The following is a 20654-nucleotide window of genomic DNA, read 5'->3' on the forward strand; positions in this document are numbered from 1 at the left end:
CCGCGATGCCCGTTGCCGCATTGCATGAACGCATGTGGGCCGCTACCAATTGGTCGACCAAACGGAAGACCCGCCCATGAGCCGTATCAGCCACATCGAACTCGACGATTCGAACCTGCCGCCTCCCACTCCCGAAGTGGAGCAGGAACGGAAGGTTGCGATGTTCGACCTTCTGGAAGACAACAGCTTTGATCTGCCTGCCAAGGACGGCAAGGTGGATGGGCCGTACAAGCTCGCGCTGTCGATCCGCGAACGCCGCCTTGTGTTCGATATCCGTAACGAGGCAGGCGATCCGGCGTCGGAAATCCACCTCGCGCTAGGGCCGTTCCGTCAGGTCGTCAAAGACTATTTCCAGATTTGCGCCAGCTACTTCGATGCTGTGAAGACCGCATCCCCGAGCCAGATCGAAACCATCGACATGGCCCGCCGCGGTATCCACAACGAGGGCGCCAACATCCTGCAAGAGCGGCTGGATGGTAAATGTGAGGTCGACCACGACACCGCCCGCCGCCTGTTTACCCTGATCTGCGTTCTGCACTTCGGGGGCTGACCTTGTCGGAGAGCGAGAAGGAATACGACCCGCTACCGCAGTCCATCCTCTTCTGCTGTGACCATAACGCTGTGCGTTCACCGATGGCAGAAGGGTTGATGAAAAAGTACTACGGGACAGGCTGTTACGTGCAGTCAGTGGGCGTCAAAAACGATCTGGAGATCGACGGCTTCGCGATTTGCGTCTGTCAGGAAAAGGACGTGGAGCTTTCGCGTCACCGCTCCCGTTCGTTCGACGAACTCAAGGAGTGGGGGGATGATCTGTCGTCTTTCGATCTGATCGTTGCGCTTTCTCCGGCGAGTCAGCGTCAGGCGCTCGAACTCACCCGATTTTATCACCTCGAGGTCGAATATTGGCCGATTTTGGACCCAACAGGTCTCGGAGAGACACGTGAGGCCAAACTCGACAGTTATAGACAGACACGAGACCAGATTATTTCACGCCTCCACGCGCGTTGGGGGCCGCCAAAGGAGTAAGCCGCAATGGCCGCGACCGAAGTTCTTCAACGCTATTTCGATGCCTTCAATGCAGGTGACAAAGCAGGGATGCTGGCCGAACTGGCCGACGACGTGGAGCATCACGTCAACGAAGGGAACGTCCGCAAGGGCAAGGAGCTTTTCTCCGACTTCTGCGACCACATGGACCGCTGCTACCGCGAGTGCCTGACCGACATGGTGTTCATGGTGAACGAGGACGGTACACGTGCCTCCGCTGAGTTCATCGTGAACGGCGAATACCTCACCACTGACGAGGGCCTGCCCGAAGCGAAAGGCCAGACCTACAAGCTGCCCGCTGGTTCGTTCATGACGCTCAAGGGCGACAAGATCACCCGCGTGACCACCTACTACAACCTGTCGGATTGGATCCGTCAGGTCTCCGCATGAGTCTGACGTTCGAAGTTCTGAGCGGCGACGCGATCACGGACGCGCTGGATGATCTAGCACGTCTGCGTATCGCGGTCTTTGCGGAGTGGCCGTACCTCTATGACGGCGACATGGACTACGAACGCAAATACGTGGCGACCTACCGCGATGCGGAGGAGGCGATTCTCGTTGCCGCCAAGGACGGTGACAGGATCGTCGGTGTCGCCACCGGCACCCCGATGGAGGATCACGCGGATGACTTCGCCGCACCTTTTGCCGTAACGGGCATTCCGCTGGCCGAGATCTTCTACTGCGCCGAATCCGTTCTGCTGCCCGAATATCGCGGGCAGGGGGCGGGACACGCGTTTTTCGATGCGCGAGAGGCGAAGGCCCGTGCGCTGGGCCGCAAATACGCGGCTTTCTGCGGTGTGATGCGTCCCGCCGATCATCCCGACCGCCCCAAAGGCTACCGCCCGCTCGATGCGTTCTGGACGAAACGGGGGTACAAGAAACTCGACGGTGTCGTGGCGCGTTTCCGTTGGAAGGATCACCGCGACACCGAGCAGACCGAAAAGCCGCTCCAGTTCTGGATGAGAGAATTATGAAAATTGCCGCCGCCGCCTACCGCCCCGAATGGCACCCCACCAAACGGGATTTGAACGCCAAGCTGGACAAATGGGTGTCCGAGGCTGCGGGCAATGGCGCGCAGCTTCTGATTTTTCCCGAATACGGCGGCTGCGAAGCGGCTCTGGTCGGCACGCCCGCCGATGTGTCCCCTGCTGAATGGGCAAAAAAGATGTGTGATGCGGCCCAGAACTGGCTCGATCTGCATATCGCTCTGGCCAAGAAATACAGCGTCCATATCCTCGCCGGATCGCTCTGCGTCCATGTCGGCACGCGGATTGTGAACCGCGCTTATATGGTGTCCCCAACTGGCCATGTGGCCTGGCAGGACAAGCTGATCCTGACGCCATATGAGCGCAACGAGATGGGCATCAATCCGGGGGCGGAGGTCAAACTGCTCGACACTGCGCTGGGCCGGATCGGTGTTCTGATCTGCTACGACAGTGAATTCCCGCTGCAAGCCCGCGCGATGTGCGAAGGCGGCGCGGATATGATCCTCGTGCCATCCGCCACCGATCTGCCTGCTGGTCAGACCCGCGTGCGCCAGTCGTGCCGTGCCCGCGCCATTGAAAATCAGTGCCTGATCGTGCAGGCGCCTGTCCTTGGCCCTGTGCGTGACTGCGATGTGCTGGACACCGGAACGGGCCGCGTCGGGTTCTTCTGCCCTCCTGATCACGGGCTTCCCGAAGACGGGATTGTGGCCGAAGGCAAGACCGACTCTGCCGCGTGGGTCTATGCCGAGGTTGACCCTCGAGCCATCGCCGCACCCCGCGAAACAGGGCAGGTTGGCAACTTCAGCCACTGGAAAGAGCAGGATTCCCGACTACATAAGGTGCAAACGCATCAGTTGGCGTGAAATACCCTTGAAAATTCACTTTTTCGGGCGCATTTAGACGCCGCCTGCCACATGGGTAGGGACATTACTTTTGGAGAACACATGGCCAAGGAAGAACTGCTCGAATTCCCCGGTGTCGTGAAGGAACTCCTGCCGAACGCGACATTCCTGGTCGAGCTTGAAAACGGCCATACGATCATCGCGCACACCGCAGGTAAACTTCGCAAGAACCGCATCCGCGTCCTCGCGGGCGACAAGGTTCAGGTCGAAATGACCCCGTACGACCTTACCAAGGGTCGCATCAACTATCGTTTTCGGTGAGCACTCTTTCACCGACATCCGGTCTGAAGCTGATCTTGGGCTCTGGTTCGCCGCGGCGACTGGAGCTTTTGGCGCAGATCGGTGTTGCCCCTTCGGATGTTCGTCCGCCTGACGTGGACGAAGACCCCCGCAAGGGCGAACTTCCCCGCGAATACGTGAACCGCATCGCTTCGGACAAGGCAGCCGCGATTGCCTGTGCCGAAGACGAGGTGGTTCTGTGTGCCGATACGACCGTAGCGATGGGCCGCCGCATCATGGGCAAACCCGCGAACGAGGCCGAAGCGGCCGAGTTCCTCTATGCGCTATCGGGGCGTCGTCACCGCGTGATCACCGCTGTTGCGGTCAAGCGCGGGACGCAGGTCTGGCAGAAGGACGTCGTCACCACCGTGTCGATGAAGCGTCTGTCGAACCCCGAAGTGAACAGCTATCTCGCATCCGGTGATTGGAAGGGCAAAGCTGGCGGTTACGCCATCCAAGGCCCTGCCGGTGCATTCATCCCGTGGATCAACGGGTCATTTACCGGCGTTGTTGGCCTGCCTCTTGCAGAGACCGCAGGACTGCTGACCGCCGCCGGATATCCCCTTTACGGAGCGTGAGCCATGAAAGGCCGTACGATTCTGCTCGACCACATCAATGGTCGTGAAGCCGCTGCCCTTATGGTCGATGGCAAACTCGACGATCTGCTGATCGACGACGAGGACCAGCCGCGCGTTGGCGCGATCTTCCGTGCGATCTGCGACCGTCCGCTCAAGGGGCAGGGCGGTATGATGCTGCGTCTCCCCGAAGGCGAGACCGCGTTCCTGCGTCAGACCAAGGGCCTGCGCCCCGGTCAGGCGATGCTGGTGCAGGTCACGGGCTACGCTGAAGGCACCAAGGCCGTTCCGGTCACGGACCGCGTTCTGTTTAAGAGCCGCTATGCCATCGTGACCCCCGGCGCGCCGGGCATCAACGTGAGCCGCGCCATTCAGGACGAAGAAGAGCGTGCACGCATTTCGGCCATCGGCCATGCGGAGATGGAGGACGACTTCGGTCTGATCCTGCGTTCTTGCTGTGAGGGTGCGTCGGACGACGACATTGCCGAAGACATTCAGGCCATGGCCGATCTGGCCCGCGCCGTTCTGGGCGACGCCGAAGGCACCGAGCCCGAAGCGCTGACCGAAGGCGACGGCCCGCACACGATTGCGTGGCGCGAGTGGACCATCCCTGCCGAGGTCGTCACCGACGAAAACTGCTTCGAACATCAGGGCGTGCTCGACCAGATCGAAGAGCTGAAGAGCCCGCTGGTCCAGCTGGGCGACGGTTACACCATGTATGTGGAGTCCACCCGAGCGCTGGTGGCTGTCGATGTAAACACTGGCGGCGACACCTCCCCCGCAGCTGCGCTCAAGGCGAACCTTGCTGCGTCGCGTCTGTTGCCGCGCGCGCTACAACTGCGCGGCTTTGGTGGTCAGGTCGTCGTGGACTTCGCGCCGATGTCCAAAGCCAACCGCCGACAGCTTGAACAATCGCTCCGCGCCTCGTTCAAGAACGCAGGGATCGAAACCAGCCTTGTCGGTTGGTCGACCATGGGCCTGTTCGAGATGCAGCGGAAGCGTGAGCGTCTGCCCACTCTGCCCCTGATCGGAGATATCTGATGGCTTGCCCGATTTGCCAAAAGGAAACGGATCCCAAGTATCGCCCCTTCTGTTCGAAGCGGTGCGCTGACGTGGATCTGTCCCGCTGGTTGTCGGGCAGCTACGTCATTCCGGCCCCGCTGGTCCCCGAAGACGAGGACGAGCGACCGGATGACAGCACGTTCAACCGGCCAAACTGACGATACGAATCGGTATTTGCCAGCGTCGAGCGGGTGGAAGGCGATTCTGTAGGATTGACCCGTTTGGGACAGCGCTTTTGCGGCGTTTCGCCTGTCTTCCAACTGGCTGAAGATATAGAGACGGCACGGCGTCAGAAAATGTTAGGGCAATTATCCCTTAGTTTTCCGTCCCATATGCGCCCGCCCATTTCGTATGCACCTCGCAGCCGGCGAATATTGTGGCGAAATTTGGGCAGCGCCTCTTAGCTATCCGCAATTTCCCATAAAACACCCCTCCAGAAATACACCTTAGGGTAGTCAACTATGCGTAAGGATGTATCGATATAGTCGAACATTTGTTCAACTATTACCCTGTTGGCTAAATGAGTGGATACTGCAGGCTATAGCCTTCATCCGCTGGGGTTGCGGATTAGTCCTCTGCGATAATGCGCAGATTTCCGAATAGATCAGACTGGTTCCTGTAGTATCCGGCGTTCTGCGTCAAGCGGGTTTCGACCCTGGCCAGAGCGCCCTTTTACAGGGTGGCCTTAATGTCTGCGCAACGTCTTGTCTTGAATGGCGGTGAGTATGCCTCGGGAAATATCTCGTCGGACATGTTCGGCTACAACGCGCTTTTCACCAAAGACGATGTGATCGAAGGCGGCTCTTACGACACTTTCCTCGATCAGATGGACGCAGGCTCGCTTCGTTTTCCGGGCGGAACTGTTACCGAAGAGCTCTTCGCACCAGGCAACCCGATCTCGGACCGTTTCTGGGACGTCAACGCGTCGGCCACAGCTGATGCGGACGAGTTCGTCACGGCCAAAGAATTCGTCGCCTACGCCACTGCGCGCGGCGCTGCGGTCGACTGGGTTCTGCCGACCAACAACTTCTACTCCGACCGCGTCGATGCCGATGGTAACCGCATCCCGTCGGAAGAGGCCGTTCAGGATCTGCTTGACAAGGTCGAAGCGCTGGTGCGCGGTGACTACGGCGATATCGACCTCGACACCGTCACCATCGGCAACGAATTCTGGTACAAAGGCGAGCGCGAGACCCCCGTGGAGTATGGCCAGATGGCCAACGTCATGGCCAAAGGTCTTCAGGACATCTTTGACCGCTACCGCGCGACGCTTGACGATCCGGACGCTTGGGAAGAGCCCAAGATCGCCATCCAGACCGGTCTGGCAGGCGATATCGACGGCGTGCAGGACATCATCGACCAACTCGACGACGATGCGCGCGAAGCGATCGACACCGTCGAGACCCATGTCTACCGCTCGAACATCGACGACATCCACAACGGCCAGATGGTATTCGACCGTCTTGATGACTTCCAAGAGGCCGAGGGCTTTGGCGAGCTGAACTATTACGTCTCCGAATGGAACGTGAAGAACGACCTGAACTCCGATCACGGCATGGCACATGCTTCCGACCTCGTTGCGCTGATGGATGTCATGGTCCGCGCAGGCGTCGATGAGGCGTCGGTCTGGGGCACTGTCTACAAGGGCCTCTATTCCCGCCTGTCGCGCGAATTCCCCGATCAGGACGCCCCCGGCGGCTATTCCAGCGAACTGACCCCCGCCGGTGAAGTTATGCGTATGATGTCGGAGAGCCTCGTCGGCACCCGCGCCATCGACATAGACCTGCCGACCAAGTTCGAGACCGACCTCGACGGTGAGAATGCGCAGGACCAACTAATCGCGTATGCCTTCGGCAACGACGACAAGACCGTCATCTACCTCGCCTCGCGTTCCGCTGATGGCGTGGACCTTGACCTGAACGTTGATGACCTCGTCGGCGACTACGGCCACATGTGGGTGCAGCAGCTGTCGACCATCGACGATCCGTCGACCCTGACGGATGAATCCGACCCGCTGAGCTACCTTGCCAAGCCTTACCTCGAAACCGCCAACGGTTCGGACGTCACAGACGCTGACGGCACCATCCACCTGTCGCTCGACGGCTATGATCTGGTGAAGCTGGAGTTCACCGCGAAAGGCGAGGGCGTCCACCTCTGGGGCACCGACACGGTGGTTGACGAGGATGCCGACTACACCGATCGCCTCAACGGCTCGATCTGGAACGACACCATCGAAGGTCATGCGGGCGACGACAGCCTGTTCGGTCTGCGCGGCAACGACACGCTCGACGGCGGTGACGGTGACGATCTGCTCATGGGCGGCGACGGCAACGACACCATCATCACCGGCGAAGGCAACGACCGCGTATTTACCGGCACCGGCCATGACACCGTTTTCGCGCAGTCGGGTGACAACCAGATTACCATCAACGACGGTGGCAGCGCCTCGATCTTTGCCGAAACCGAAGGCGATACCGTCATCCGCGGCTTCGACATCGAAGGCGGCGACAAGCTGAGCTTCATGGGTGCCTACGAAGAGCAGGCCGACCTCGAAAAAGTCACCTTCACCGACGGCGAAGACCTCGTGTTCGTCCACGAGAACGGCAGCACCACGCTCAAAGCCGCCGCTGCCCAGAAGGACGCGATCTTCGAGACCATGCAAGATTTCCACCACGTCGAAGCCATGCAGGCCGAGATCGACGCGGTTCTCAACGGCGCGCCGGTCGATCCTGCCGACCTGCTCGTCAACGGCTCCGCTTCGGACGTCACCGATTACCTCGCCAGCCTGTCAGACGAAGAACTTTCGGACATGCTGGATGGCCTCGACCTCAACGCGATCCTGCAGGACATTCCGGCCGAAAACCTGCCTGCGTTCCTGAATGCGCTGAACTCCGACCAGCTTGATGCGTTCTTCGAGGAAACCGACGCTCTGTCCCTGCTTGACCAGCTTAACGAGGTCGGCACCGACGCCCGCGACATGCTCAAGGCGTTCGATCTTGATGTGCGCGAGGACTACCTCGACCACCTTAGCGATGCCTTCCCGCTCCCCGATGCTCTGGTCCCGAATTCGGACACCGCAAACCTTCTGAACAAGTACTACGGCACCGACGTTGTCGACACCGGCGACCAGACCGATATCCCGACCGTGGACGTCGACGAAGACGATAACCCGCAGGCCGATCCCGACGACGCCGACGACGGCAGCCAGGGCTACAACGGCAGCGAATGCTTCGTGGCGACCGCAGCTTACGGCGACAAATTCCACCCCGACGTGGCCTATCTGCGCAAGGTCCGCGACCACATCCTCGTGCACTACATGCTTGGCCGCGTGTTCATCTGGTTCTACTGGCGCGTCGGTCCGAAGCTGGCCCAATGGCTCGCTCCGTACCCCCGTGGCCGCGCCTTCGCACGCGGCGCTCTGGCGCTCGTGATCGGCGGTCTGCGCAACGCTTCGGTCGTCGCTCGCATGGACCACGGCTTCCGCAGCTCGGTCTATCTGTCGGGCCGCAACCCGCGCTGAAAGCAGCCGAAATTAGAAAATACAGGAAAGAGACATTTTCTTGAAAATGCCTCTGGACACCCCCCGAAGTCACGTCTAGAAGGCCCTCACCCAGCGACGATGTCGTTCCCGTGCCCGGGTAGCTCAGGGGTAGAGCAGTGGATTGAAAATCCTCGTGTCGGTGGTTCGATTCCGCCCCCGGGCACCACTTAAATCCCTGAAATTTAAGTATAATTTTTCGCAGCATTCAAGCGCGTGCTTCGTGTGCGATAAAAAATGCTACACTGGTGCTACAAACGTAGCACGGTAGCAGGGGCGTTCTAAGCGCGTTGCGGCGAACCTCTTACAGCCGGCAGTCCTCCATTTTGATCCACCTCCATCCACATGCTCAGGCACGCGCTTTCGCGTGCTCACTCGTGGATTCCGTCTGGCATTGGCAAATTATATGTTGCGAAGGTGTTGGTTACGTGTAACTGTAACCGCAGAGGGGGAAGTGATTCCCTTCGAGCCGAGTCGACAACACAGGAGATAATTATGTCGGTCAGCAATACTGGTGAGGGCGCACGCTACATGTCCGTGCAGCAGGTCGCAGTGCGTTTTGGGGTGTCTAAGGATTCCATTTGGCGCTGGGTGCGGCAGGGGGCTTTCCCGCAGGGGCGCAAGCTAGGTGGTCGCACCAGACGGTGGTCGGTTGGTGAAATCGAAGCCTACGAAACGACCATCGTCTAGGTGGCCTGCGTGGGTCGATGACTATTCGGCCAATGTCACCTAGCACTCCCTAGCGAAGTCGCCTGCGCATCGCGCAGCGGCTAGCCAAATTATTACATTCCGCAAGCCTTATATATCACGCAATCCATGCTCGGTTTGCGAATGAAGCGGTGTGTTTTGTCCGCACCTACATCAAAGGAACCGTGGCCTTATGTCCGCTAACCACACACTCAACCCTCCTAAGGGCACCAAGCCTGTATACGCAGTAGGTTATGCAAGGGTCTCTACTACACTTCAGACCCAGAATGGTGACCCATTAGGTATACAAAAGGAAAAGCTCAGAACGTTCTGCGACAAGCATCAGCTAACTATGGACTACCTCTATGATGAGGTTGTCTCCACTACAGGTGCTTACAGTGCGGATCAGCGTTCTGCATTGGTGAAGGCATTTGATCATGCTGAGCGTTTAGGTGGGATTGTAGTCGTCACAGACCTTCAGAGGCTCTTCAGAAATCCGGCCGCGGCGAAGGAATTCCTCAAGGGGCGGCGTGTGAAGGTCTTCTCAGTCAAGGATGGTGGTCGTGTGACGCTCAAGCAAATCTATGAAGGTGCGCAGAAAGGGCAAGACACGGCTGAAAAATCGCGGGCCGGCACCAAGGAGGCGCTAGCAAGCGCCGCTGTGCTGCGTAGCGCCAACCTCTCGGAGTATGGTCGGGCGGGAAGCGTCGTCTCCACAAACGTGCGGCAAGCCAAGCGGCGGGTGAAGGTCGACGAAATCTACAGGCACTTCTTGTCGTTCCCTGATCTTTGGGACGCGACATACCCAGAGGTCGCGGCGGCGCTCAACAAAGCAGGCATCACTACCTTCACCGGTGGTGTGTGGGCCGAGGATAACGTGCGGAAGCGCTTGATGACTGATCTTATCGCTAAGCGAGAACGCATGGAGCATCTGGAGAGCCTCAAGAAATTAGCCAGTGAGCAGGCTGACAAGTATCTCAGGGGCGGCATGAGGTCTGCTGATCCGCCGCCGAACGAACCGGTCGAGGAGGAAGCCATGAAGCAGAACCCCATCTACGGCATGTTCTGACCCTTAGCTGTCTAGCTATTCAGCCAAGGAGGGGCGCTACCTACGGCGCCCCTCTCAATCGTTCCTGAGAGCCTCTCAGTGACTCCTACAGCGGGGAACGGCTGAGCAATTAGCCACCCCTCGGTCCCGCATCAAGGAGCTCTCTCAGCGCCCTTATGCGCTCCGGTGTGGGTGCAGGGTCGGAGGCGCAGCTGATCACCCTGATGAACTCGATCCACTGCTTCTCGCGCGGCGTGAGCGTCTCCCAATCACCTGATGGCGCAGTGGGGGCAACGAATAGTCCTCCTCCGGTCATCGCTGGAACACCTTCCGCAGGTCGGTCCGTGTCTTTGCGGTCAGGCGTGGGTCACTATCGCCCGAGACTTCCCTTATCTCGGCAAGGATAGCCCGCTCGTTCTTGCTGATCGGCTCCCCCAATATGTCGACGATAGCCGCCGCTGCGGTCACCCCGACGGCTTGCTGCAACGCCACTCGCATCAGGTAGGCAGGGTCGCATTCGAGCGCCTCAGCGAGGGCTGGCACGCGGTCCAGCGGTATCTTGTTTTTCCCCTGCTTCAGGTGCGTCATCATGTTGGGGTTAGCGAAGCCAGCCTGCGTCGCGATCTCCAACTGAGACTTGCGGTGAGCGAGCTCATTGATCCGCTGCGCTAGGTAGATCGCTGCGGGGTCATTTGCGTATGGTTTGTTCATCTTGAACCTCTTGTTATGTGGTTCAAGACTACCTCATATCTCAGAGCGCGTCGGGTGGGGCGTGCGGTGTTTTGCTCCGTAAATGCAATGACTTACCGTCCTTTCGGTGGTTCTCATCTGAGGGCGTCAGAGGGGCTCCTAGAGGTGCCTTAGAGCGTGCTTGTCCAACATGATGATGTCCTGCCTACCCCTGCTATGAATGCGCCTCCCTGCTGTCCTCAGGAGCCTCTGCACGCTCGATCATGCCGTAGTCGCGGATGACGCTGGCAATACGCAAACGGTAGTCATCGAACACCCCGCCGCGTCCCTTCGCCTGTGCGCCGCGGTGTGCGCTGAGGTTCCGCCAGCGGATGACCGCATCTTCATTCTCGAAGAACGACAGTGACAGGATCTTGCGGGGATCGGAGAGGCTCTGGAAGCGCTCGATGGAGATGAAGCCGACTATCTCGTCCAGCATCGGACGGATCGACGCGGCGATGTCGAGGTATTCACCCTTCCGACCCTCTGCCGGTTCGACCTCGAAGATGACCGCGATCATGACGTGGCTCCATGCGGCGCTGAGGCGAGCTTGAGCCACGTCCGGTCCTCGCGCAGCAGGAACTTCTCCTTCTGGGCGAATGCGTAGTTCTCGCGGCCGAGAGGGTCCGCAGAGAGGCGCGCACGGTAGGCTTCGTAGTCGGAGAGGCTCGCGACGTTGTAGATGCCGTAGGCAAGCGTCGAGGAGCCCTCGTGCGGCGCGTAGTAGCCTATCAGGTCGGCGCCGCAGCGCGGGATCGCCTCGCCCCAGTTGCGCGCATACTGCTCGAAGTGAGCCTTCTTCGTGGGGTCGATGTGGTAACGGATGATGCAGGTCAGCACGCCGGTCTCCTTCTGATGTGTTTTGTCCGGTGTAGCTGTTTACGCGCCGCAGATGCTTCGACTATGGTCGAACTATGAAAGAAGGTCCCGACATCGCCCACATCGCCGCTCTGATCGGTGATCCCGCGCGCGCCAACATGCTGAACGCTCTCATGAGCGGCAAAGCCCTCACGGTCAGCGAACTGGCCGAGGAAGCGGGCGTCACGCTCCAGACAGCGAGCTCGCACCTCTCTAAGCTCAGCGACGGCGGCTTGCTACGGCCGCGCAAGCAGGGGCGGCACAAGTATTTCGCTCTCGCCGGTGACGAGGTCGCGCACGTGTTGGAGGCGCTCATGGGGCTGGCCGCCGGGTCGGGCTACCTGCGCAAGCGCACCGGACCGAAGGACGCCGAGCTGCGGCAGGCGCGCGTCTGCTACAACCACCTCGCAGGAGACATGGGGACGCAGCTGTTCGACAGCCTGATGGCGCAAGGCCATCTGGCGATGGTTGGTGAGGAGCTTGAGTTGACCGATGAGGGCGCTGCCTTCGCGAGGGACTTCGAGATAGACATCGACGGTCTCCGCGCGGCGCGTGCACCTGTGTGCCGTGAGTGCCTCGACTGGAGCGAGCGCAGGTCGCATCTCGCAGGCAGCCTCGGCCGCGCGTTTCTCGGCCGCTTCGAGGAACTCGGATGGGCCAAGCGCGACCACAAAACCCGCGTTGTGACATTCTCGCGTGTTGGGGCGGAGGAATTCAACAAGCTCTGGCCGGTCGCGTAGGTTTTTGGTCCACTTGGTGGACCGCCGCCATGTCTAATGCGGCCATTCAAGCGTTATTGCATCCAGCACCAACTCCAAAAAAATGGGCGGAGAACGGCCTTGATGCGGTGTCTCGTGGTCAGCAAAGAATGCTTCTTTAATGGTCGTTTGGTTGGTCTGCGGCGGCTAGCCAGCCGGATGGGCGGACAGCGGAACGGTAGCCATTGACATGAGTTTATGACCGTCGATGATTGGCCGGCAAAAGATGGACGCTAATGTTGACCTACTGCCCCGAGAATTTTGCCTCGCTCTATACCTCCGAGCCGAGCCAACGCATCTGGAGCTTCCTCACGCGGGACGACAAAGTCTGGCGCCTCGAAACCGCGTCGCAACTGAGCAAGCCTGCCGTTCAGGGCATCGAAGAGCAGCTCTTCGCCGAATTCCGCGAGGAGATTCTGACCGATCGTGTCAGGCAGTTAGTCGGCCAAATGGTGCGGCAGTTCCAGGTGCAGCAAGATTGGGCGCTCTACCAAACCGACGTGAAAGTTCAGTCCGTGCCATTCAGCAAGGCGGCGCGCTACTGCAGGCCCGATTGGTTTGCCTACCACGCCTTCCGCCACAAAAGTGATCCGCGTGACGTTGCCATCACTGATAGGGAGGTCGAACCCGACGCCGCCCGCCGATGCGCGCGGGACCTCTATGCGACCTCAAGCAGCCTCGCCAGCAGGTCCATTCCCACGGCTATCGCCGCGTGCAGGTCCCGCGGATGTTGCGGCGGGCGTAGGGTGAGACGAAGATGAGCGACCTTTTTGACGTCGGCGGCGCCAATCTTGATCTTGCCTTTGAGAACCTTAAGATCGCGGAATCCCCCATTGAGCAGCAGCTTCACGCCATGCTGCAAGAGATGTGGGCGCGCTACGAGCCCTATGCCGATCCGGACTTTCGGCAGGGCTTCGCGCGAGACGTCGATGGGCGCTTCTGGGAAATGTATCTGGGCTGCACGCTACTCGAGGCGGGGCGGACGTTGTTGCCCGTCGTCGACCGTCAGCGCGAAGGCGGCCAGCCAGACCTGTGCGTCCTCGAAGGAGATCGCCGCATCTGGATCGAGGCCATCACGCCCGACGAAGGCGCTCCGGGTCCTGACCAGATCGTGCGCCCCCTGCCGATCAACGAGGGCGGCGGCCTTGCCGCCGCACCCATTCGCCAAGCGCAGCTTCGGACCTCCAGCGCGTTCTGGACCAAGGCGCAGAAGATTGCCCGCTACATCGAACAGGGTGTGATCGCGCGGGAAGACGCCCGCATCATCGCGATCAGCGCCAGCCGCTTCGGCGTCTATGTCGACGAACAGCCCTTGCCGCTCATCATGACGACGCTGTTCCCGATCGGCGACGCCTTCATCACCATCGATCGCGACACCGGCGATGTCCTCGAAGAGGGGTTTCACGCCGCGCCTTTGATCCACCGCGAGCGCAATCCAATTCCGCGCACGGCCTTCCTCGACGAGCGCTTCGCCGACATCTCGGGCGTGATCTGGTCACGGGTCGGCCTCGGGAACCTCTCGCGCCAAGTCCGGCCAATCACCTATGTCCATAATCCTCTGGCGCAGGTTCCATTGCCCACGAACTGGGGCGTCTGGGACCGCGAATTCGTAACGACGCGGCAGGGTGAGGGATGGGAAGCCCGCGATATCCTCGCCGCAGCGACCGCGGCGGAGGCGTGACGATGGAGTTGGTTGCGTGGGTTTGCCGCCATCAGGATCTGCTCTGTAGGGCCGGCCGCTATGTGCCGAAAGCAGACCCTTGCCTCGCATTGCTTGGACTTAAGCCAATTCGCTATTCGCACCAGCTAGCACGGTAGCCAGGTTCCCAAACAACCGCATGGCCTTCTTCGAGCAAAATGCTCCCAGCAGTCCGTCCATCACTCAAGATGAGGCTGCCAAGAATGCGGCCATACCTGTCACGCTGCCCGGTATCCTCGATGCCTACAGCCTGCGACACGAGTTCGGTCATACGGGCGGTGGCAGCGCGTCCCAGTTCGAGCTCTTGTTGGCAGGCTGGTCGATAGGTCTCGGGCGTGTCAAACCCCAGCTCATTCGGAATACCATCTCCCAGAAGGCGGACGCTCTGACCGTCGCATTTGACGGTATCGCCATCGACTACCGTGATGAGGGCGCAAACAAGTAACATAATAAAATCACCATTTGTTCGGTTTTGGGATGCGGAGCTGGGCGCTCGCTAACCCGTGCTAATGCATATGCGCCAACGAGCCTAGGCGTCCACCGAAGTCCTAGGAGAAACGGGCCTAGTCGATGGGGATGCGTCCATCGCCCGAACCGGTGGGGCAGGCAACCCTCCACCTGGAATGCACCACGAACGATGGACGGTTAGCTACCTCGACGATGCTGGTCGAACCAAGTCGCGGCTCGCTCAGCCAGCATCGCTTCTAGGGGCGATTTTAGGCGCGTAGGGACGCCTCACCCTGTCGCATGGCGCTCAGCCAGAAACGGCCTCACGCACTCCAGTGACGAGCTGTGCGGCTCTGGCGGGCAACATCTATCGCCTCTACGGGAGGAGAAGGTGCTCCGTGCCGCGTGGCCATGAGAGAACGTCGTTACAGCTACCTACGCCCAAGGCGGGTTTGCATAGGGGCAGTTTGAACCAAGCCAGTCGTCAGTGCCGCTTTCTCCGGAGGCCGACGGACCACTTCATACCTTTCCGCGCCACCAAATTGGCTGACATGAAGCATCAGGCGAAACCAATTGCAAAATGATATGAGGCAGGCCTCGGCCTGCCTCAATGGTGTGGTATTAACCTTATCGCGGGAAAGACCACGCCGCTACTTCTGCTAGAAGTAGAGCTATTAATTGCTATATTGCTAAAGGAAGTCAAGGGAACTGAGCTTTGAAAAGATACAGATTTGCATTTGATCTCGGAACGACGTCTGTTGGTTGGGCGGTATTTGAGCTGGACGAGAGGACCGGTAAGCCTATTGCACTCGCGCGCGTCAATGAGCGAGGCAAATTGATTAAGTTTAGCCCTCTGGGAGTGCGGATCTTTGAGGACGGCCGAAACCCTCAAAGTAAGGCGTCGAACGCGGCGGGGCGTATGGCACCTCGCTCAGCACGGAAAGGGCAGGATCGTCGGCTGAAACGTCGCGCACTCCTGCTATCAGAACTAGAAGCGGCGTCGCTTCTTCCGCCGGAAGGTGCTGAACGAGATGAGATTTTTGCGCTAAACCCTTATGAACTTCGTGCGCGTGCGGCGGAGCGAAAGGTGACGTTATACGAGCTCGGGCGCGCCCTCTGGCACATCTCCAAGCATCGAGGTTTCAAAAGCAATCGCAAGGCTGAAAATAGCGAGGACGATACTGGCTTGATCAAGTCCGCTAGTGTGGCGTTGAATGCGCGGCTGAAGGAAGAGGGGTATCTTACCTATGGGGCGTATCTTTGGGCTCGCCTTCAGGCTAAGCAGGGGGTGCGGGTTCGTGCCTCCGGTGAGAATGCTGATAAGCATTATGAGTATTACCCAACGCGAGAGATGCTTAAGGCGGAGTTCGATACGATTTGGTCGGAACAAGCCAAGTATCACGATTTGAGCGACGCGCTGCGTGATCGTTTGCGCGACTACACCATTTTCTATCAGCGACCATTGAAGCCTGTTCAGCCCGGACGTTGCACGTTTTTCCCCGACAGGGATAGGCTTCCCAGATGGCATCCAACGGCGCAGGCGTTTCTAATTTTGCAGGATTTGGCCAATTTGCGGGTGATCCGCGATGAAGGTGAGCAGTCGTTGGATTTAGAAACGCGAAAGGTGCTGTTCAACACTTTGAATGGTGGCGAAAAGCTAACCTGGAACCGCGTGCGGGGTGCGCTTGGACTGCCGTCATCGGCAAGGCTCAATCTTGAAGAGGGCGGGTTAAAGCATCTTCATTTTAATCAGGTCGCCGCTAATTTGCTCGGCACAAAGCGAAAGCCGGGCCCGCTGGCCGAAATGTGGCCGCGATTTAACGCTGAGCAGCGCGAAAAAATCTTGAGCAAGCTTGCGGATAGTGAAAGCCCGGAAGAACTCGTTGCATGGCTAGCGGCAGAGCATGGCTTAGAGCGATCCGTGGCGGAAGCAGTCGAGAAAATCCACCTACCTGATAAACATCTGCGGTTCTGCAAGGAGGTCACCGAAGCACTTGTGGCCGAGATGCACAGCGACGTCATTGACTACTCCGAGGCTGTATTGCGCGCGCCGCTTTTGTCCGCAGCGGATATGACGCATAGCGATTTCCGCCCTGCGAATGGCCTCAATACGCTTCCCCGTTATAACGAATTGGAGCACCTCCGGCGTATGCTCGGGAACGGCACGGGCGACCTCGCTGATCCACACGACAAGCGATACGGAAAGATCACGAATCCCACTGTTCATATAGCTCTTGGCCAGTTTCGGCGCGTAATGAATATGTTGATCAATGAGTTTGGCAAGCCAGCCGAGGTCGTCTTGGAAGCAGCGCGCGATCTGAACAAGTCGCCTAAAGAAAAGGACGAAATTGATAAGCTGATCAAGGCAAATACCAAACGGAACGATCGGTATCGGGCCGAGCTGGAGGAAGCGAAACTGCTCAAGCCAGGACAGCGGGTTGGGGATCTGTTCTTGAAAATGCGGCTTTGGGAGGAGCTTGGGCGCAACGAAGCAGATCGGAGAAGTCCGTTTTCTGGTAGGCTGATAAGCCGAGTGGATTTGCTCAGCGATGCGGTCGAAATAGAACATATCCTACCGTTTGCCGAAACTTTTGACGACAGTCCTGCCAACAAAACCCTTGCATTCCGCAAGGAAAATCAACGCAAGGGGAAGCTCTCGCCAGGTGAGGCCGCTGAACGAGGTATATTCGATCAGCAGCAAATGACCGAACTGACGAAGCACTTCCCGCGGAACAAGGCGTGGCGGTTTCAACCTGATGCAATGGCGGTTTTTGAAGAGCAGAAAAGCTTTAGCGACCGACAGCTTCATGCTACTGGCTATTTGGCTCGCGTGGTGCGCGCTTATGCTGAGACATTGTTCGACAAGACCGATACCGACGGTAGCGCTCGAAATCATGTATGGATGTTGCCAGGACGTATGACAGCAATGCTGCGTCATCGTTGGGGTCTCAATTTAGGCGATCATAACCGAAAGAACCGTTACGATCACCGGCATCACGCTATTGATGCCGCCGTGATAGGCGTGATCGACCCGCCGATGATCAAGCGACTTCAGGACGCCGCTAGGTCTGTTGGAGCCGAAACATTATCGCGTGTCTTACCAGTGCCGCCGATGCCATTTGATGGCTACCGGGATCAAGTTATATCCGCCATTGACCGTGTTAATGTTAGCCATAGGGCTAAACATGGTTCGGCTGATCCAACTGACCCATCACGAACAAGTGGTCGGCTGCACGAAGATACGGCTTTTGGGATCATTCGGCGGGCACCAGAAAATCAGGCAGATCTGACGATTGGCAACGTGGTCGTCCGCAAACCTGTTGCGTCATTAAGCGAAAAGGAAATTGGTCAAATTCGCGACGTGCAGTTGCGCCATTCGGTCTTGGCAGCCACCGAGCCAGCGCGCGAGGCGGGGTTAACCAAGCGAGACGCCGATAAGTTGCGCGCCGAAAAGCTCGAACAGTGGATCGACGAACATGGTCATCGCCGGGTCCGGATTATCAAGCGCGAAAGTTCTGTTCGTCCAGTCTGTGATCAAAACGGGCGGCCCTACAAGTTCTTTGCACCCGGTGAGGTCGCCTCTATAGACCTGATCTCGTTCGAAGGGCGATGGGTCGGCCACGGACAGAGCGTATGGGATGCGAATTCAGGGCAGCAGCAACCCTGGGAAGAGCTTTACCCTGATGGCCAATTCGTGATGCGTTTGCGCAAGGGTGATACGCTTCAACTCTTTGACTGGGATGATGACCAAAAAAAGATCGCTGAAGGGAGCAATGTGGTGAAGCGAATTGTTCGGCTAGCGCCGGGCAATAATCGTATCTACCTCTGCGGCTTGAACGATGCGGGTAGACTACAGCAGCGGCACGACGACGATGACGATGATTTCGGGTGGGATCTGGCGGGCTTTGATAAACTGCGCCTGCGGCGCGCACGGCGTGTTCGCATAGATGAATTGGGGCGGGTGCACACGATCCCTCACGGGACAGTTTGACGCCGGCAAGCTGACCTACGGGCCTCACAAAGGAGGGCCACATGGTTGGACGTATTTCGGAACTGAGCCGCGATGGCCTCGCGGTGCATAAGTCGCGTGGCTTTTTGTCGGTGCGAGAAGGTGGTGTGGAAATCGGTAAGGCGGAGCTGGATGATCTCGATGCGGTTCTGGTGACCGCGCAGGGACTGATGTGGTCAAATATCGCTCTGGCTCATTTAGCGGCACATAACGTGCCAGTCATGATCCTGAACGCGAATTTTGCACCCAATGCCGTAGTCATGCCACTTTGCGGCAATGGCGAGCATGGTTATCGGATGCGAAATCAAGCGGCGGCTTCGCTACCGTTGCGCAAGCAAATCTGGGCACGTCTTGTCAGGCAAAAAATTGCGGCTCAAGCGGCGCTTCTCAAAGACGTGGGGTGTGGCTCAGAACGAGTTAAACGATTGAGTCATGCCGTTCGGTCGGGTGAACCTGACAATCGTGAAGGTCGGGCTGCGCAGCTTTATTGGACGCGGCTGCTTGGGAGAACTTTCCGCCGTGATCGCGATGAAGCAGCAGAAACCGGATCAGCTCACGTTATTTTAGCAAGTTTGCTATTGATTTTCGCCGCTGGAGTGGGGGGAAACACCTTCTGCAACAATGGGCCGCAGAAGGCACGTTCTAGCAGAGGAAGCGGCGTAGCCAATCCCGGACTCTCAGTAACTCCGTAATGGGTATACTGAGGTTCTAGCAGAAGAAGCAGCGTAGCCAAACTCGGACGTTCCGTTCGCCGTGCTGCATTCGATCGCAGTTCTAGCAGAAGAAGCGGCGTAGCCAAACCCGGACGGCATCCATTCGCCGTCCCGTGTTTTCGCGTTCTAGCAGAAGAAGCGGCGTAGCCAAACCCGGACTCTGCTCTGGAGGTGTCCGCATGAACCGCCGTTCTAGCAGAAGAAGCGGCGTAGCCAAACCCGGACGGTCGATAACGATCGCATAGAGCCGTTCTAGCAGAAGAAGCGGCGTAGCCAAGCCCGGACAACGGCGACATCCACCAGCGCAACGCCGACGTTCTAGCAGAAGAAGCGGTGTAGCCAAGCCCGGACTACTTCGTTTTCCATTCGTCGCGTTCGGCTGTTCTAGCAGAAGAAGCGGCGTAGCCAAACCCGGACGCAGTCGCCATTCCGGCGGATGCCGAAGCGGTTCTAGCAGAAGAAGCGGCGTAGCCAAACCCGGACTTATCTCCCGTCGCCGGTCCCTAACCGTTCTTTCTAGCAGAAGAAGCGGCGTAGCCAAACCCGGACGGTAAAGCCGGTCGTGTCGGTGCGGGGGGCGTTCTAGCAGAAGAAGCGGCGTAGCCAAGCCCGGACCAATTCGAACCAGCACTACAGCGAGAGCCTGTTCTAGCAGAAGAAGCGGCGTAGCCAAGCCCGGACTGCCAACTTCCGCCTGACGCCATCGCGGCCAGTTCTAGCAGAAGAAGCGGCGTAGCCAAGCCCGGACACACAGCCGTGCAACCTATGTCGACGTTGAGTTCTAGCAGAAGAAGCGGCGTAGCCAAGCCCGGACAGCGATAGGCCGTCAGCTTTGCGCGGCTCTTGTTCTAGCAGAAGAAGCGGCGTAGCCAAGCCCGGACAGCAACGGCAAGGGGCAGGGACGCGCCTACGTTCTAGCAGAGGAAGCGGCGTAGCCAAGCCCGGACTACTCCATCAGGCACTCGTTTGAAGACCGGAGTTCTAGCAGAAGAAGCGGCGTTGCCAAGCCCGGACATGTCACGTTAGATGTGTGTATCTATGCGTGTTCTAGCAGAAGAAGCGGCGTAGCCAAGCCCGGACGTCTGGTGGCGGGCGGACCTTGGACCGATTATTCTAGCAGAAGAAGCGGCGTAGCCAAGCCCGGAACCAAGCGCCGATGAAGGGGCAGGACAAGACGTTCTAGCAGAAGAAGCGGCGTAGCCCAACCCGGGCCGTCGTCGGTCTTCTTCGGAGCCTTCTCCAGTTCTAGCGGAAGAAGCGGCGTAGCCAAACCCGGACATTCAGGAGGCCATCGGTTCGATCCCGATAGTTCTAGCAGAA

The 20654-nt window shown here is 58.8% G+C and carries 20 protein-coding genes, 1 tRNA gene, 1 pseudogene and 1 CRISPR repeat array (1 of these 23 cut by a window edge); of the genes and pseudogenes, 18 read left to right on the top strand and 4 right to left on the bottom strand.

Going from position 1 to position 20654, the window contains the following annotated elements; translation table 11 throughout:
• The first annotated feature begins 76 nt into the window (after positions 1-76).
• From IF204_RS00115 to IF204_RS00175, 13 genes are all read left to right on the top strand, one after another.
• Entirely contained in the window at positions 77-550 is a 474-nt protein-coding gene (locus tag IF204_RS00115) for a UPF0262 family protein (protein WP_194093694.1), read from the top strand.
• Between the two features lie 83 nt (positions 551-633).
• Positions 634-1026 carry an arsenate-mycothiol transferase ArsC gene (locus tag IF204_RS00120; protein ID WP_194098094.1) on the top strand — a complete coding sequence of 131 codons (393 nt, stop codon included), beginning with the start codon at positions 634-636 and terminating at the stop codon, positions 1024-1026.
• Between the two features lie 6 nt (positions 1027-1032).
• A complete protein-coding gene (locus tag IF204_RS00125) occupies positions 1033-1434 on the top strand; it encodes a ketosteroid isomerase-related protein (RefSeq protein ID WP_194093695.1) in 402 nt (133 codons plus the stop codon).
• A complete protein-coding gene (locus IF204_RS00130) occupies positions 1431-2018 on the top strand; it encodes a GNAT family N-acetyltransferase (RefSeq protein ID WP_194093697.1) in 588 nt (195 codons plus the stop codon). Before IF204_RS00125 ends, IF204_RS00130 begins: the two co-directional genes overlap by 4 nt.
• Positions 2015-2893 carry a carbon-nitrogen hydrolase family protein gene (locus IF204_RS00135; protein ID WP_194093699.1) on the top strand — a complete coding sequence of 293 codons (879 nt, stop codon included), beginning with the start codon at positions 2015-2017 and terminating at the stop codon, positions 2891-2893. Before IF204_RS00130 ends, IF204_RS00135 begins: the two co-directional genes overlap by 4 nt.
• A gap of 81 nt (positions 2894-2974) precedes the next feature.
• The gene (gene infA, locus IF204_RS00140; RefSeq protein ID WP_067550718.1) at positions 2975-3193 is read left to right on the top strand and encodes a translation initiation factor IF-1; all 219 of its coding nucleotides are present in this window, start codon (positions 2975-2977) and stop codon (positions 3191-3193) included.
• Entirely contained in the window at positions 3190-3789 is a 600-nt protein-coding gene (locus tag IF204_RS00145) for a Maf family protein (protein ID WP_194093701.1), read from the top strand. Before infA ends, IF204_RS00145 begins: the two co-directional genes overlap by 4 nt.
• Before the next feature lie 3 nt (positions 3790-3792).
• Positions 3793-4827, top strand: coding sequence for a ribonuclease E/G (locus IF204_RS00150; protein WP_194093703.1), 1035 nt, complete (start codon positions 3793-3795; stop codon positions 4825-4827).
• Entirely contained in the window at positions 4827-5006 is a 180-nt protein-coding gene (locus IF204_RS00155; protein WP_194093705.1) for a DNA gyrase inhibitor YacG, read from the top strand. Before IF204_RS00150 ends, IF204_RS00155 begins: the two co-directional genes overlap by 1 nt.
• Before the next feature lie 530 nt (positions 5007-5536).
• Positions 5537-8368: a CFI-box-CTERM domain-containing protein gene (locus IF204_RS00160; RefSeq protein WP_228068985.1), complete on the top strand. Its 2832-nt coding sequence runs from the start codon at positions 5537-5539 to the stop codon at positions 8366-8368.
• Between the two features lie 112 nt (positions 8369-8480).
• Positions 8481-8555, top strand: a tRNA-Phe gene (locus IF204_RS00165).
• A gap of 326 nt (positions 8556-8881) precedes the next feature.
• A complete protein-coding gene (locus IF204_RS00170) occupies positions 8882-9076 on the top strand; it encodes a helix-turn-helix transcriptional regulator (protein ID WP_228068987.1) in 195 nt (64 codons plus the stop codon).
• Positions 9077-9266: 190 nt separating this feature from the next.
• Positions 9267-10142: a recombinase family protein gene (locus tag IF204_RS00175; RefSeq protein WP_194093707.1), complete on the top strand. Its 876-nt coding sequence runs from the start codon at positions 9267-9269 to the stop codon at positions 10140-10142.
• 291 nt (positions 10143-10433) lie between these two features.
• Here the strand turns inward: IF204_RS00175 and IF204_RS00180 are convergent, their stop codons facing one another.
• The 3 genes from IF204_RS00180 to IF204_RS00190 all read right to left on the bottom strand — a co-directional run bounded on the left by IF204_RS00180 (position 10434) and on the right by IF204_RS00190 (position 11690).
• Entirely contained in the window at positions 10434-10832 is a 399-nt protein-coding gene (locus IF204_RS00180; RefSeq protein ID WP_194093709.1) for a helix-turn-helix domain-containing protein, read from the bottom strand.
• Between the two features lie 193 nt (positions 10833-11025).
• Positions 11026-11370: an antibiotic biosynthesis monooxygenase family protein gene (locus IF204_RS00185; protein WP_194098097.1), complete on the bottom strand. Its 345-nt coding sequence runs from the start codon at positions 11368-11370 to the stop codon at positions 11026-11028.
• Positions 11367-11690 carry an NIPSNAP family protein gene (locus IF204_RS00190; protein WP_194093711.1) on the bottom strand — a complete coding sequence of 108 codons (324 nt, stop codon included), beginning with the start codon at positions 11688-11690 and terminating at the stop codon, positions 11367-11369. Before IF204_RS00190 ends, IF204_RS00185 begins: the two co-directional genes overlap by 4 nt.
• A 74-nt stretch (positions 11691-11764) precedes the next feature.
• On the opposite strand from IF204_RS00190, the gene IF204_RS00195 reads away from it, so the two are divergent.
• The 3 genes from IF204_RS00195 to IF204_RS00205 all read left to right on the top strand — a co-directional run bounded on the left by IF204_RS00195 (position 11765) and on the right by IF204_RS00205 (position 14147).
• Complete coding sequence (locus IF204_RS00195; protein ID WP_194093713.1) at positions 11765-12448, top strand: ArsR/SmtB family transcription factor; 684 nt, start codon at positions 11765-11767, stop codon at positions 12446-12448.
• Positions 12449-12702: 254 nt separating this feature from the next.
• On the top strand, positions 12703-13227 hold the full coding sequence (locus IF204_RS00200) for a hypothetical protein (RefSeq protein WP_228068989.1): 525 nt from the start codon (positions 12703-12705) through the stop codon (positions 13225-13227).
• Entirely contained in the window at positions 13224-14147 is a 924-nt protein-coding gene (locus tag IF204_RS00205) for a hypothetical protein (RefSeq protein ID WP_194093715.1), read from the top strand. The genes IF204_RS00200 and IF204_RS00205 overlap by 4 nt, the downstream gene beginning before the upstream one ends.
• 112 nt (positions 14148-14259) lie before the next feature.
• Here IF204_RS00205 and IF204_RS20290 read toward each other — a convergent pair whose 3' ends face one another.
• Positions 14260-14613, bottom strand: a complete 354-nt coding sequence (locus tag IF204_RS20290) for a thermonuclease family protein (protein ID WP_194093716.1) — start codon at positions 14611-14613, stop codon at positions 14260-14262.
• 714 nt (positions 14614-15327) lie between these two features.
• Here IF204_RS20290 and cas9 point away from each other — a divergent pair.
• The gene (gene cas9 / locus IF204_RS00215) at positions 15328-18603 is read left to right on the top strand and encodes a type II CRISPR RNA-guided endonuclease Cas9 (protein ID WP_407658866.1); all 3276 of its coding nucleotides are present in this window, start codon (positions 15328-15330) and stop codon (positions 18601-18603) included.
• Positions 18604-18644: 41 nt separating this feature from the next.
• Positions 18645-19052 (top strand): annotated as a pseudogene (locus tag IF204_RS20295) (CRISPR-associated endonuclease Cas1); the annotation flags it as partial.
• A 208-nt stretch (positions 19053-19260) separates the two neighbouring features.
• Positions 19261-20654: direct repeats of the CRISPR family, unit length 36 nt; unit sequence GTTCTAGCAGAAGAAGCGGCGTAGCCAAGCCCGGAC (it continues 24 nt past the right edge of the window).

This window comes from Marivivens aquimaris (assembly GCF_015220045.1).
In the GTDB taxonomy this organism is placed as follows: domain Bacteria; phylum Pseudomonadota; class Alphaproteobacteria; order Rhodobacterales; family Rhodobacteraceae; genus Marivivens; species Marivivens aquimaris.

Coding starts and splice junctions, on each gene's coding strand:
- IF204_RS00150 (WP_194093703.1), top strand. CDS start 3,793: ATGAAAGGCCGTACGATTCTGCTCGACCACATCAATGGTCGTGAAGCC.
- IF204_RS00130 (WP_194093697.1), top strand. CDS start 1,431: ATGAGTCTGACGTTCGAAGTTCTGAGCGGCGACGCGATCACGGACGCG.
- IF204_RS00160 (WP_228068985.1), top strand. CDS start 5,537: ATGTCTGCGCAACGTCTTGTCTTGAATGGCGGTGAGTATGCCTCGGGA.
- IF204_RS00195 (WP_194093713.1), top strand. CDS start 11,765: ATGAAAGAAGGTCCCGACATCGCCCACATCGCCGCTCTGATCGGTGAT.
- IF204_RS00185 (WP_194098097.1), bottom strand. CDS start 11,370: ATGATCGCGGTCATCTTCGAGGTCGAACCGGCAGAGGGTCGGAAGGGT.
- IF204_RS00200 (WP_228068989.1), top strand. CDS start 12,703: ATGTTGACCTACTGCCCCGAGAATTTTGCCTCGCTCTATACCTCCGAG.
- IF204_RS00120 (WP_194098094.1), top strand. CDS start 634: ATGGCAGAAGGGTTGATGAAAAAGTACTACGGGACAGGCTGTTACGTG.
- IF204_RS20290 (WP_194093716.1), bottom strand. CDS start 14,613: ATGTTACTTGTTTGCGCCCTCATCACGGTAGTCGATGGCGATACCGTC.
- IF204_RS00175 (WP_194093707.1), top strand. CDS start 9,267: ATGTCCGCTAACCACACACTCAACCCTCCTAAGGGCACCAAGCCTGTA.
- IF204_RS00155 (WP_194093705.1), top strand. CDS start 4,827: ATGGCTTGCCCGATTTGCCAAAAGGAAACGGATCCCAAGTATCGCCCC.
- IF204_RS00135 (WP_194093699.1), top strand. CDS start 2,015: ATGAAAATTGCCGCCGCCGCCTACCGCCCCGAATGGCACCCCACCAAA.
- IF204_RS00180 (WP_194093709.1), bottom strand. CDS start 10,832: ATGAACAAACCATACGCAAATGACCCCGCAGCGATCTACCTAGCGCAG.
- infA (WP_067550718.1), top strand. CDS start 2,975: ATGGCCAAGGAAGAACTGCTCGAATTCCCCGGTGTCGTGAAGGAACTC.
- IF204_RS00170 (WP_228068987.1), top strand. CDS start 8,882: ATGTCGGTCAGCAATACTGGTGAGGGCGCACGCTACATGTCCGTGCAG.
- IF204_RS00125 (WP_194093695.1), top strand. CDS start 1,033: ATGGCCGCGACCGAAGTTCTTCAACGCTATTTCGATGCCTTCAATGCA.
- IF204_RS00115 (WP_194093694.1), top strand. CDS start 77: ATGAGCCGTATCAGCCACATCGAACTCGACGATTCGAACCTGCCGCCT.
- IF204_RS00205 (WP_194093715.1), top strand. CDS start 13,224: ATGAGCGACCTTTTTGACGTCGGCGGCGCCAATCTTGATCTTGCCTTT.